The organism is Nostoc sp. CCY0012, assembly GCF_963920855.1.
GTDB lineage: Bacteria > Cyanobacteriota > Cyanobacteriia > Cyanobacteriales > Nostocaceae > Cyanocohniella.
The window spans coordinates 43892-55763 of sequence record NZ_CAWUDM010000017.1 but is presented as its reverse complement, the minus strand read 5'-3'; the positions used below and the strand labels follow the sequence as shown (position 1 = coordinate 55763).

At 42.8% G+C, this 11872-nt stretch carries 10 protein-coding genes; 4 read left to right on the top strand and 6 right to left on the bottom strand.

Annotation, left to right across the window (positions count from 1 at the left end):
• The first annotated feature begins 52 nt into the window (after positions 1-52).
• A complete protein-coding gene (locus tag ACM0OS_RS06925) occupies positions 53-892 on the top strand; it encodes a prephenate/arogenate dehydrogenase (RefSeq protein WP_414542431.1) in 840 nt (279 codons plus the stop codon).
• Between the two features lie 82 nt (positions 893-974).
• On the opposite strand, the gene ACM0OS_RS06920 is transcribed toward ACM0OS_RS06925, so the two are convergent.
• From ACM0OS_RS06920 to ACM0OS_RS06900, 5 genes are all read right to left on the bottom strand, one after another.
• Positions 975-1247 (bottom strand): type II toxin-antitoxin system VapC family toxin, encoded by a 273-nt coding sequence (locus tag ACM0OS_RS06920; protein WP_414542430.1) that lies wholly within the window; start codon positions 1245-1247, stop codon positions 975-977.
• A 121-nt stretch (positions 1248-1368) separates the two neighbouring features.
• Positions 1369-1599 (bottom strand): type II toxin-antitoxin system VapC family toxin, encoded by a 231-nt coding sequence (locus ACM0OS_RS06915; RefSeq protein ID WP_414542429.1) that lies wholly within the window; start codon positions 1597-1599, stop codon positions 1369-1371.
• Positions 1580-1822: a hypothetical protein gene (locus ACM0OS_RS06910; RefSeq protein WP_414542428.1), complete on the bottom strand. Its 243-nt coding sequence runs from the start codon at positions 1820-1822 to the stop codon at positions 1580-1582. Before ACM0OS_RS06910 ends, ACM0OS_RS06915 begins: the two co-directional genes overlap by 20 nt.
• Positions 1819-3042, bottom strand: a complete 1224-nt coding sequence (locus ACM0OS_RS06905) for a DUF790 family protein (protein ID WP_414542427.1) — start codon at positions 3040-3042, stop codon at positions 1819-1821. The genes ACM0OS_RS06910 and ACM0OS_RS06905 overlap by 4 nt, the downstream gene beginning before the upstream one ends.
• Entirely contained in the window at positions 2972-4573 is a 1602-nt protein-coding gene (locus tag ACM0OS_RS06900) for a DEAD/DEAH box helicase family protein (RefSeq protein WP_414542426.1), read from the bottom strand. Before ACM0OS_RS06900 ends, ACM0OS_RS06905 begins: the two co-directional genes overlap by 71 nt.
• A gap of 495 nt (positions 4574-5068) precedes the next feature.
• On the opposite strand from ACM0OS_RS06900, the gene ACM0OS_RS06895 reads away from it, so the two are divergent.
• The 3 genes from ACM0OS_RS06895 to ACM0OS_RS06885 all read left to right on the top strand — a co-directional run bounded on the left by ACM0OS_RS06895 (position 5069) and on the right by ACM0OS_RS06885 (position 8561).
• Positions 5069-7303, top strand: coding sequence for a PAS domain S-box protein (locus ACM0OS_RS06895; protein ID WP_414542425.1), 2235 nt, complete (start codon positions 5069-5071; stop codon positions 7301-7303).
• A 34-nt stretch (positions 7304-7337) separates the two neighbouring features.
• Positions 7338-7835 carry a GNAT family N-acetyltransferase gene (locus tag ACM0OS_RS06890; RefSeq protein WP_414542424.1) on the top strand — a complete coding sequence of 166 codons (498 nt, stop codon included), beginning with the start codon at positions 7338-7340 and terminating at the stop codon, positions 7833-7835.
• A gap of 114 nt (positions 7836-7949) precedes the next feature.
• The gene (locus ACM0OS_RS06885) at positions 7950-8561 is read left to right on the top strand and encodes a TetR/AcrR family transcriptional regulator (protein ID WP_414542423.1); all 612 of its coding nucleotides are present in this window, start codon (positions 7950-7952) and stop codon (positions 8559-8561) included.
• Between the two features lie 15 nt (positions 8562-8576).
• Here ACM0OS_RS06885 and ACM0OS_RS06880 read toward each other — a convergent pair whose 3' ends face one another.
• On the bottom strand, positions 8577-11726 hold the full coding sequence (locus ACM0OS_RS06880) for a PAS domain S-box protein (RefSeq protein WP_414542422.1): 3150 nt from the start codon (positions 11724-11726) through the stop codon (positions 8577-8579).
• Between the last annotated feature and the right edge of the window lie 146 nt (positions 11727-11872).

Here is an 11872-nt window from a genome sequence, read left to right as displayed (position 1 = left end):
AGTTGGCAAAGTATGTAGAAAATAAGTAATAAATAAACTGTCAAAATCGAAAATGAAAATTGGTATTTTAGGACTGGGACTGATAGGTGGTTCTTTGGGTTATGATTTGCGATCGCAAGGTCATCATGTTTTAGGAGTCAGTCGCCGGGAATCTACCTGTGAAAGAGCTATGGCTTTAGGTAGCGTCGATGTAGCATCTGTGGACATGAATTTGTTAGCAGCCGCAGAAGTTGTATTTATTTGTACGCCTATCGCCCTTATTGTTCCCCAATTGCAGCAGCTGATTTATCATCTACCTGCTACTACGGTGGTAACTGATGTCGGTTCAGTCAAAGCCCCCATAGTCAAGGACATTGTTCCCCTATGGAAAAATTTTATTGGTGGTCACCCGATGGCTGGGACATCAGATAGTGGGATAGAAGCAGCACAACATAACTTATTTGTGGGTAGACCTTACGTATTAACACCGGATGAGACAACGCCACAGACAGCGATGGCGGTTGTAGAAGAAATTGTGCGATCGCTTGGGGCTAATCTATATTATTGTCAGCCTGAACAACATGACCAAGCAGTGAGTTGGATTTCCCATTTACCCGTCATGGTGAGTGCATCCTTGATTGCGGCTTGCATGGGTGAAAGTGATCCCGCAGTTTTGCAATTAGCCCAAAATCTTGCTAGTTCAGGTTTTCGTGATACCAGTCGTGTGGGAGGTGGCAATTCAGAATTAGGATTAATGATGGCACAATATAATCGCCAATCCTTACTGAGTGCATTACAAGGATATCGCCACAATCTTGACGAATTTATTAACTTAATTGAGCAGGAAGATTGGGTGAATTTAAAGTCAAAATTAAAATCAACAGGACAGGCACGACCAAAATTTGTGGAATAATTATTGGGTGCGTTACAGTTTGTTTAACGCACCTTTATTTAAATAAAACAGTTTTCAACAATTATTTTAAATACACAATTTCTTATGCTTGTAAAGGCGAAACAGAAATCAAATTAGAAAATCTGGTAAAGTCACCGGTGTTGTGGGTGAGTAACTGCGGAATATCATAGACTAGCATTGTAGCGACGATATTTGCATCATGCACTTGCTTACCACCTATAGGAATTTCTTCCATCAACGATAAAAGTTTTTCTGTTACTTCGGGACTATCTTCAGCTACTCGAAATTGAGTTTGAAAAAACCTAACACGCTCAATGACTGTGGTAATCCCACATTCCGCACCCCCCGGTGTCACAATCGGTAATTTCGTATTTTTGAATTCATTTTAGGATGTTTTTTATACAAAAAGGTCGAAATCTTAGGTGGCGATCGCTAATCCCAAACCCCCAAACGACCATTTTTCGTTGTGTGACAGTTTAGGGTGCGGAAGATGGGGTAATAGGTTGAGGATTTGTGAATGCTTGTGGACGGGTGAGAGTCACAATAAATTCCCGCAAAACTTGGCGACTAACCCATAACTCAATTTCTGTATCATAAAGATTCTGAATCTTTTGTAGTGCTGCTTGATGAAAAGAAGACTCGGATACATTTGCATACACCAAGATATTCGTATCCAGAAATACAGAGTTAGCGGCCCCAATCATCATACATATCCTCACGTCTTAAAGAAAGGTTTTCAGGCCAAGAACCATAATGATCTACTGGAAAATTGAAAGGAGGACGCTTTTCCTTCATCGCTACTTTCTCAGCCACAGGTTTGTCTTCAATTACTATTACCACTTGATGCTCACCAGCTGGGATATCAGGCGGTAACTGGACTGTAATTTTACCGTCTTTAGTCACTGTGGCAATTGTTTCAATAGTTTTCATACATTTTCCTCGATTGCTGCTAAGACAGACTTCGGTAATAGCTTATCTTTAAACCAAACTATTTTCGCCGGCACATTATCTAATTTTACTCCAGCTTTTTCTAAATTCAATCTTTCAGAAATAGCCAAAATTAAATTGTCACATCCAGAACGCCGCACCTGATAAAACTTTTTTTGTAAATATTCTGGTCGCCAATAACCGACAATTTCTAATAAGAAATCACGACCATCAGGATGTATTAACCGAAAATCGGGAATCATCACACTACCAGGAATCGGCACTAAATCAACTTCTCGCTCTAACACCCAATCTGTTTTTAGTGCATCCCATTTATCAGCAAAAGATGACTCTAGCATACTATCGTAAGGCTTACCCTTAGAGTAGTGAGATACTAAACCACATTCCGAATTGAGGGTAAAACGTCCAGTTTTCCAAGTATTAGTATAAGCATCGCGGGTTTGCAAAGTTGCCGCCAAACTCCATTTAGTCACGTGTAATAAAGCTGGAATTAACTTAGCGATCGCCAGCCCATATCGCGTACTCGGATGAAATAAACTCGTCGGGCCATCCACCGTAATTGTAAACCCGTGGTCAGCATCACCTTCAATATAAGCCATCAATTGAAACAACTTTAAATAACGAAATAACAGCTTATATTCCCCCGGAACATTACGATGGGCATTTAAAATTAATTGACTCGCCTTATAAAAAATTCCCTGCACCTGAGACAAGTTATATCTATTTAACAAATCCACAGGAGAAGGCGCATCAAAATTAGTTAAAATCTTATTCTCCGCCAAATCAGCATATAAACCATCACGCACCTGTTCCAGCAACACCTCACGTTCTAGTTCCTGACTTAACTCAGCAGCAATCTTATTTAAAGTAACTTGCGTAGATTCCCCACTGGGAACTGACTGCGCCGCCAAAGCAAACACCCGTTCCCTTAACATAGGTGGTTCTAGAGGACTCACCACCTCAAAAGTGCAAAAACTACTCTTGAGAATATAAGCCAACCCCCGCTTCACCCGATAATCAGTTGCATCCCCCTCCAAATCCAGAAGCTGACGTTCCAGCACCCCTTGACACTTCCCCACAGCCTCCTGAAAACAACCAATCAACTCATTCCCCAACTCCAAACTCTTGTGATCAATCTTCAACCTCTTGGGAATTATCTCCTCCCCATTCAGACGATGACTTAGTAACTCCGTTGGTAACATCTTTCTTATCGCTCGAATAATTTATTTCCAACTGTTCCGCCGCCTTAGGACTTCTACCCTTTCCACCTCCATACACAACCTGCAAATTCCCCTTCTTCTCTTTGCGTCCTTGGCTACTTGGCGGTACCCTTCGGGAAGCCGCTTGCGCGTCTACGTTATTTCTTTCCACCCCCCGACGCCGCGCCGAAGTCCCCTCCTCACTAGTATCCTCAGCCACCACTTCATACAAAATCGCCTGCTTATTAGCCACATTACCCTTTCTTAAAACCCTACCCAAACGCTGAATATACTCCCTAGTCGAACCAGTCCCCGAAAGAATAATCGCCACAGAAGCCGCCGGAACATCAACACCCTCATTTAACACATGAGAAGCCACCAAAGTATTGTATTCCCCCTTCCGAAACTTAGTTAAAATCTCATGGCGTTCCTTCACCGGAGTTTGATGAGTAATGGCCGGAATCAACAACTGCTGCGAAATACTGTAAACCGTCGCATTATCAGCCGTAAAAATCAAAATTCTTTCTGGAAAATGTGTCGCCAACAAATCAGCCAAAACCCTTAACTTCCCATCAGTACCCAAAGCAATAGATTTCGCCTCACGATGCGCCAACATCGCCCTTCTTCCCGCAGGCGATCGCGCACTCATTTTGACAAACATTTGCCAACCTTGAATACTCCCCAAAGAAATCTTCGATTGACGTAAAAAATCATTGCGGGTTTGAATTAACTGATTGTATCTTTCTCGCTCCTGCTGCGATAACTTCACCTTAATTTGCACAATTTCGTGATTAGCTAACGCATTTCCCGCCAAATCTTCAGCCCGTTTGCGGTATACCTCCGGGCCAATCAAAATATTTAAATCAGCGTGCTTCCCATCAGTGCGTTCCGGTGTCGCCGATAAACCCAAACGATAAGGCGCGATCGCATACTCAGCAATCACCCGGCCAAAATCCGTTGGTAAATGATGACACTCATCAAACACAATCAACCCATAGAGATTACCCAAACTTTCCGCATGAATCGCCGCACTATCATAAGTCGCCACCAAAATCGCCGTGCGATCGCGCGAACCACCCCCCAACAAACCCACCTCAGCATCAGGAAACGCCGCCACCAAATGAGCATACCACTGGTGCATTAAATCCAAAGTCGGCACCACAATTAAAGTCGTCCGCGGTGTAGACTGCATGGCCATTTGCGCCAAATAAGTCTTTCCCGCCGCCGTAGGTAGCACCACAACCCCCTGCCTTCCTGCCAACTTCCAAGCCGTTAACGCCTCACTTTGGTGGGCATAAGGCTGCATTTCCACACTCGCAATCAAATCCACAGGATAAAATTCTTTCGCTTCATCCACAAAATAGACATCTTCCGCTTGTAAAGCTTCCACCACAGCCCGATATCGCAGCGCCGGAATGCGAAACTTTTCCACGCGATCGTCCCATGTAGCGTAATCCATCCAACCCTTACCCCGTGGTGGTGGATGCAAAATTAATGTACCGCGATCAAAAGTTAATGTGGGTGTACGAGCCATTTTTGATAATAGGGAGTAGGGAGTAGGGAGTAGGGAGTAGGGAGTAGGGAGTAGGGAGTAGGGAGTAAAGTGTCTGAGTATCAGGGTTTTATAAGCAATTGATTTCGTAAACTTAGGACTTACGCACACTCTATGGATTCTTGGCGTTCTACAGCCCTTGCGGGCATCGCTGCGCGCGGGCGTCTTGGCGGTTCCATAAATTAAGGTTTTTGGTGATTTTTGCGTAAGTCCTGAAACTGTATTACTTGCTTGATTAATAACTAATAACAAAAAGTGTCTATTTTCCCAAACGGCTTTAGTTCTACTTTTGTCGTGAGCTTTCCCCATTGCTTTCTCCCCACTCCCCACTCCCCTCTTTACCTCTTTAGATAGATTAACAGCCCATAATTGTTAGCTGTGGATTGTCTCGGTGCAAAATAGGTGATGAGAGAACGCATAGTTTAGCTAAATTTCTAAAACCCCGCTTTAGCTAGCTGCACCAAAGGAGAAGCCACGTTGAAAGGAATCCGCCCCCGGCTCGCACCCTACGCTGTGGCATTGTTAGCTGTTGGTAGTGCATCACTACTGACATTTTTACTATACTCACAGCTGTTCCCTACAATTTTCCCACTGTTTTTTGCTGCCGTAGCTATTAGTGCTTGGTATGGTGGCATCGAATCAGGGTTGGTGGCTACATTTATTTCAACTTTAGCCATCAATTACTTTTTCATAGAGCCTGTGTTGTCCTATTCTGTTGCTACTACCGATAACATCATACGATTAAGCGTATTTTTGTTGGTAACCATACTTATTAGTTTGCTGAATGCCGAGTTACGTCGTGCTAAACAGCGCCTCGAAGCAAGTATGCAAAAACTACAGGCAAGTGAAACAAAGTTTACAAAGTTGGTACAATCCAACATCCTGGGAGTAATTATAGCCGATATCAACGGGGCAATTATTGAAGCTAACGATGCCTTTTTAAGCATGGTGGGTTATTCACAAAAGGATGTGCTAGCCGGGCGAGTCAGATGGCGCGAGATGACACCAGCAGAATATCTAGAAATCAGCGAATCCTGCATCACAGACTTGAGAACTAAAGGTGTGTGTCAGCCCTTTGAAAAAGAATATATTTGTAAAGACGGTAGTCGTGTTCCGGTTTTGGTAGGGTCTACCTTATTAGAAAATAATCAACAGCAAGTTATTAGTTTTGTTTTAGACTTAACCAATCGCAAGCGCACAGAACAGGCACTACGGCGACGAGAAGATGAAATGCGGCTAATTACCAATGCTGTACCTGTTTTGATTTCTTATGTTGATGCCCAGCAATGCTATCGTTTTAATAATAAAGGATACGAAGATTGGTTTGGCTTTTCCGCCGCAGATATTTATGGTAAACATATTCAAGAAGTTTTAGGAGAATCAGTTTATCAGGCACTGATTCCTTATATAGAAGCGGTATTTTCTGGGCAACAAGTAACCTTTGAAAATCAAATATTCCGCAAAGATGGTTCATCCCATATCGTGAGTACAACTTATGTGCCGCAGTTTGGGACACAAGGGCAAGTAGAAGGCTTTGTGGCGCTGGTAACAGATATTACAACTCAAAAGCTAGCAGAAAAGGCTCTCAAAGAAAGTGAAGAAAGATTGCGGACACTCACAGAAAAGGTACGCGTAATTCCTTGGGAAGCAGACGTTACCACAGGTAAGTTTACTTATGTGGGGCCACAAACTGTAGAAATTCTGGGTTATCCCTTGCAAGAATGGTATACCGATAATTTTTGGGAAGAACACATCCATCCAGAAGATCGTGAATGGGCAATAAAGTATTGCCATGAATTGTCGCTGTCACGCGATAATTACGAATTTGAATACAGAATGTTAGCGGCTGATGGCAGGGTGGTGTGGCTGTATGAAATCGTGAATGTGGTGCGGAGTGGAGATAAACCCCAGGTGCTACATGGGTTCATGATTGATATTAGCGATCGCAAGCAAGTAGAACAAGAGCGGGAACAATTACTAGCCAGCGAACAAGCAGCACGTGCTGAAGCGGAAACAGCAAACCGGATGAAAGATGAGTTTTTAGCTACACTCTCTCACGAACTCCGGACTCCCCTGAATGCCATGTTGGGTTGGACACAACTACTTAGGAGTCGTAAATTTGATGAAATTACCACAGCTAGGGCTTTAGAAACAATTGACCGCAATACTAGATCCTTAGCACAATTAATTGAAGATGTTTTAGATGTCTCGCGGATTATTCGGGGAACTCTGCGCCTGAATACCCAGCCTGTAGAACTAATACCAGTTGTAGAAGCAGCAGTTGATACTGTTCGCCCCGCAGCTGACGCTAAAGAAATTCGCATCGAGTGTATATTTGATCCTGGCGCGGGGATAGTCATGGGTGATGCTAACCGTATACAACAAATTGTGTGGAATTTGCTCTCCAACGCCGTTAAATTTACACCCAACCAAGGAATAGTCACGGTGCAACTCAAACGTATTGATTCCCAAATCCAAATTTGGGTGAGCGACACAGGAGGGGGAATCGCGCCGGAATTTATACCTTATGTATTTGAACGCTTCCGTCAAGCTAATAGTTCAACCACGCGATCGCATGGCGGTCTAGGATTAGGACTAGCGATCGTGCGTCACTTGGTAGAATTACATGGAGGCATAGTCCGCGCCGAAAGTCCAGGTATTGGACAAGGGGCAACATTCATCGTTACTCTGCCCATGAAAATTGTGGCATGAGTCCCAGTCAGGTAACGCGTTGATCATAGAAACTATGACTGTTAACGAAATATCTCTGCGACTGGCCCAAGAAACAGATGCTTGGGTATTGAGCGCCATTCATATTGCTGCTATTAAAGCTCTACCTCCAACTTTTTACAGTAACAAACAGCTTTTAGCTTGGCGGAATTATCTTCACAAGCCCAATGGTAAAAAAATTTTAAAAAGTATGCAAGTCGCAACTTTTTGGGTTGCTATTGATAATGACATGATTGCGGGATTTGCTAGTTTTATAGTTGAGGAACTTATTAGTTTATATGTACATCCTTATTATCAAGGTCAAGGCATAGGGCGAACTTTAGTTAAACATTTTTGTCATGAAGCAGCTGAGCAAGGCGTGGATCAGGTAATTACAAATGCCAGCTTATATGCTGAAGGATTTTATGTGCGAATGGGTTTTACTGCTATCAAAAGAGTGCCTCATCAGTTAAGAAGTGGGATATTTGTTCCCGTTACCAAAATGAGTAAAAAGCTATCTATTTCTACGTATTAAAGCTCATCTTTAGATTTGTCCACAATAGAGCAAAATGTGTAAACTTGTTTTACTTAGATGCCAAAACCCTTTACAGCATGTCATAAGTTGTAAGTAAGTACTTGCAAACAATTAATGAATAAAACTATCCGCTCATCCGCTTTAACCCGTACACGTTTAATAGAAGCTGCCTCGCAGGTATTTGCTCGTTTAGGTATTCAAGGAGCCACAACTCGTGAAATAGCCCGTGTTGCTGATGTGAATGAGGTGACATTATTTCGTCACTTTGCCAGCAAAGAACAGTTGTTGAAAGCAGTAATTGAAAATGCTTCCGCCCTCCAAACAGAAGCTCTGGCGCATCCTGAAGCTTGGACACAGGATCTTGGTGTTGACTTGAGGAACTATGCCCAGCTTTACAACGCTATGCTGGAAGAATACGAAGACTTAATTCGCACTTTCATTGGTGAAGCTAAACGTCATCCTGAGGCGGCGAAGCAAGTGATTAAAGAAGCCGCCAAGCCTTTAAAAGACAAACTGTTAGCTTATCTCCAATCTAGTCAGCAACGTGGCATTGTCAGATCTGAGATTGATTTATTTCCTGTAGTGGATATGTTTACAGGGATGCTACTAGCTGGAATGCTGTGCCGCAGTGTCAATCATCAACAAAACGACTACAGCGGTGAGGATTATATTGAGACTTGTGTGGATATTTTTGCACGGGGAATTGCGGCTGTAACTCATAATTAGCCCCGATGAATTAAACTAGCGATAGCGTAACGCTGCGGCAAAGCAGATGGCCCGCATCAATTCGTCGGGATCAACTGGTTTGGGGATATGCAATTGAAATCCTGCTGCGAATGCTTGCTGTTGATTCATTTCCCCAGCATAAGCCGTGAGAGCGATCGCAGGTAAATTTCCGCCTTGTTCGGGCGATCGCTTTCTTAGTTCACGCATGAGCATATAACCGTCTGTCTCTGGCATACCAATATCACTGATTAAAACATCTGGTATCCATTGAGACAAAGTTTCTAAAGCCTCTTGTGCTGATGAGACGGTGGTGACTTTGACATCATATTCTTGCAAAATAAAAGTAATTAAATCTCGGATATCCGGCTCATCGTCTACCACTAAGACTTGTATACCCGCCACCAAGGAAGCATCAGCCATCAAAAGTTCAGCGTTATTATCTGGATACATTACCTCTACACTCCTGAGCAAAAATGGTAGTCTGACGGTAAATGTGGCCCCTAATCCTTCTTCTGGACTGGCTGCGGCAACGGTTCCCCCATGTAGTTCCACAACCTGACGCACAATTGCCAAACCTAAGCCTAGCCCACCAAATTTGCGTGTAGTTGTACTGTCAGCTTGACGAAAATAATCGAACACATAAGCCAGAAATTCCGGCGTGATTCCTTTACCTGTATCACTAACTTGAATTTGTGCTTGGGAATCAACTTCCTCTAGGCGAACTTCTACCCGTCCACCAATGGGTGTAAACTTTACGGCATTGGATAGCAAGTTCCAAACAACTTGTTGCAGGCGACTGGAGTCACCCATCACTTGTCGCAACCCAGGATTTAGTATAGTCTGAATTTCAATTGATCTGGCGGTTGCTGCCAACTTTACCGTTTCAACGGCAGCTTCTACCACCATAACTAAATTGACTGGACAAATATTGAGGCTCAATTTGCCTTGGAGAATGCGTGAAACATCCAATAAATCTTCAATTAATTGGGTTTGTAATTTGGCATTACGTTCAATAGTTTCCAAGGCTATTTCAATAGTTTTTGGATCAAACTGACGACAGCGGAGCAATCTTGACCACCCTAATATGGGATTAAGTGGGGTTCTGAGTTCATGGGAGAGAACCCCTAAAAACTGATCTTTAACTCGGTTAGCAATTTCTGCTTCTTGACGTGCTGACTGTTCTCTTTGCAGCAGGAGATCGCGTTCTTTTTCTGCTTGTTTGCGATCGCTAATATCTAATACTAAAGCTACTCCGTTGTCTTGGGAGTCATTGAATAGAGCTAATCCCAAAACAACGGATACTCGCTTACCGTGGCGCTGGACATACTCTTTTTCGTAAATTGGGGAAACTCCATTAGCTGTTACCTCAGCGATGGCGCGATCGTCTATATCTTGATACTCTGGGGGGGTAAGTTGTCGCCAATTAATTTTACCTAAGCGGCTAAATTCTTCACGAGTATAACCAATTAGCTGTAAATAAGCGTCATTGGCATCAGTAATCAAGCCATCCACATTCCAAAAAGCCACACCCAGCAAATTGGACTCAAACAACCGCCGAAATTTAGCTTCGCTGTCACGCAATGACTTTTCTATCTGTTTGTGAATGGTAATATCTCGTGAAACAATGATTACACCTTCAATAATTTGGTCGGTATTGCGTAATGGCGTAATGATGTATTCATAAAAATTCGATCCATCTGCGAAAATAAATTCACATTCATCCTTAATTGGTTGTCCAATCGCCATGACAATTTGGCATTGATTTTCTACGCGATGAGCCAAATCTGGGTCTACCTCTAATTCTCTTACAGTCTTACCCAGAACATCCTGATTGCTGAAACCCAATGTAGTAGCCGCACCATCACTGACATATTGATAGCGACCCCTGCGATCAACAATATAAATGTGATCAACAGAAGTAGCGAGAATTGCATTTAAAACATTTGCCTGTTCTTGAACCTTGGTGGTTAATTGGCGATTACTTTCTTCTGATTGCTTGTGTTGAGTAAAGTCAGTACACACCCCAATCATGCGTACTGCTTCACCTTGGTCATTATAAATAAATTGTCCCCTGCCAAAAATCCAATGTATACTTTGGTCTGGCCAAATCACCCGAAATTCATCAATGTAATCAATTTTTTGCGCCAAAGCATTAGTGAGTGTTTGTTGGACAGATTGCTGATCTTCTGGGTGAATACACTTGATGAATGCCTCATAAGTGCCTGCAAAACTGCCTGGAACTAGACCAAACAAAAGTTGATGATTTTCTGACCAAATTAATTGATTATTAATCATATTCCAGTCCCAAAAACCCATGCGGGCAGCATCTAAGGCTAGCCTCAGTCGTTCCTCACTTTCTCTAAGGGCTATTTCTACCTGCTGGCGCTCCTGAATTTCTTTTTGGAGTTGCTGTAATGCCACTGCCATATCGGCTCTTGTGGCTTGATCTGTCAATAGCAACTTGGCAATTTCTGTTTCAAGAGACTCGGTGGAAGGACTGACTATAAACTCGTCAAATTCGTCTCCATTAGCAATAAAGCTTGTTTGTTGACTCCAGCAATTAGTGGTAAATAATTTTGAACAATAACCTGCCAACTTCCCCGCCATCAGGCCGCTACCCCAACAGACACCCAAGGCTTTCTGATAAGCTCCTTCCCAACTATTTCTGACTCGGAAACGACATTTTTGCTCTTCCCAGTTCAATTCCATCAATTGCCAATGTCCCCAACCTGCCCCCTTAGCATTTTGGGCCAGCATGGCAAAGCCTTCGGCAAAATCTGGAAATTGAGCAATTATTTGCCAATCGGCTTCCACACTACGACGGCCTTCACTTTGGAGAGCTAAAGCAAAACGCTCACTGCCCACCATAGTTTGTAGTCCTGTCATGAATCCTGCCAGAGTTGTATCTCTCCACATCAAGACAACTGGTAAGTTGAGAGCTTTGCAAGTGCCTTCATCAAGATTCCATTGAATGTCACACCCAGCAACTTGAATATAAGGGTGTTCTGCTGCTGCCAGTTTTGCTTCTAGTATTTTTAGTTTTTCTTCTAGTGCTGTGTACTTTTGCTGATGCTCAATTTCTGATGCTTCCAACTCAGCAATCCGCTGTCTTAGAGATGCTAATTCGTTAGTAAATTCGCTGTTATTTCTATTAACGTCTGGCATCTTCAATACAAATTACACTAAATAACTTTACTCCCAATTGTCTACACCCTATAGCTCTGATTGAGTATGGATTCTCAAAATCAAAAAGACAATCTGTCATAAGATATATAAGAATTTCAGCCAAAAGATATATACAAAAATAACTT

Coding starts and splice junctions, on each gene's coding strand:
- ACM0OS_RS06925 (WP_414542431.1), top strand. CDS start 53: ATGAAAATTGGTATTTTAGGACTGGGACTGATAGGTGGTTCTTTGGGT.
- ACM0OS_RS06915 (WP_414542429.1), bottom strand. CDS start 1,599: ATGATGATTGGGGCCGCTAACTCTGTATTTCTGGATACGAATATCTTG.
- ACM0OS_RS06910 (WP_414542428.1), bottom strand. CDS start 1,822: ATGAAAACTATTGAAACAATTGCCACAGTGACTAAAGACGGTAAAATT.
- ACM0OS_RS06905 (WP_414542427.1), bottom strand. CDS start 3,042: ATGTTACCAACGGAGTTACTAAGTCATCGTCTGAATGGGGAGGAGATA.
- ACM0OS_RS06900 (WP_414542426.1), bottom strand. CDS start 4,573: ATGGCTCGTACACCCACATTAACTTTTGATCGCGGTACATTAATTTTG.
- ACM0OS_RS06890 (WP_414542424.1), top strand. CDS start 7,338: ATGACTGTTAACGAAATATCTCTGCGACTGGCCCAAGAAACAGATGCT.
- ACM0OS_RS06885 (WP_414542423.1), top strand. CDS start 7,950: ATGAATAAAACTATCCGCTCATCCGCTTTAACCCGTACACGTTTAATA.
- ACM0OS_RS06880 (WP_414542422.1), bottom strand. CDS start 11,726: ATGCCAGACGTTAATAGAAATAACAGCGAATTTACTAACGAATTAGCA.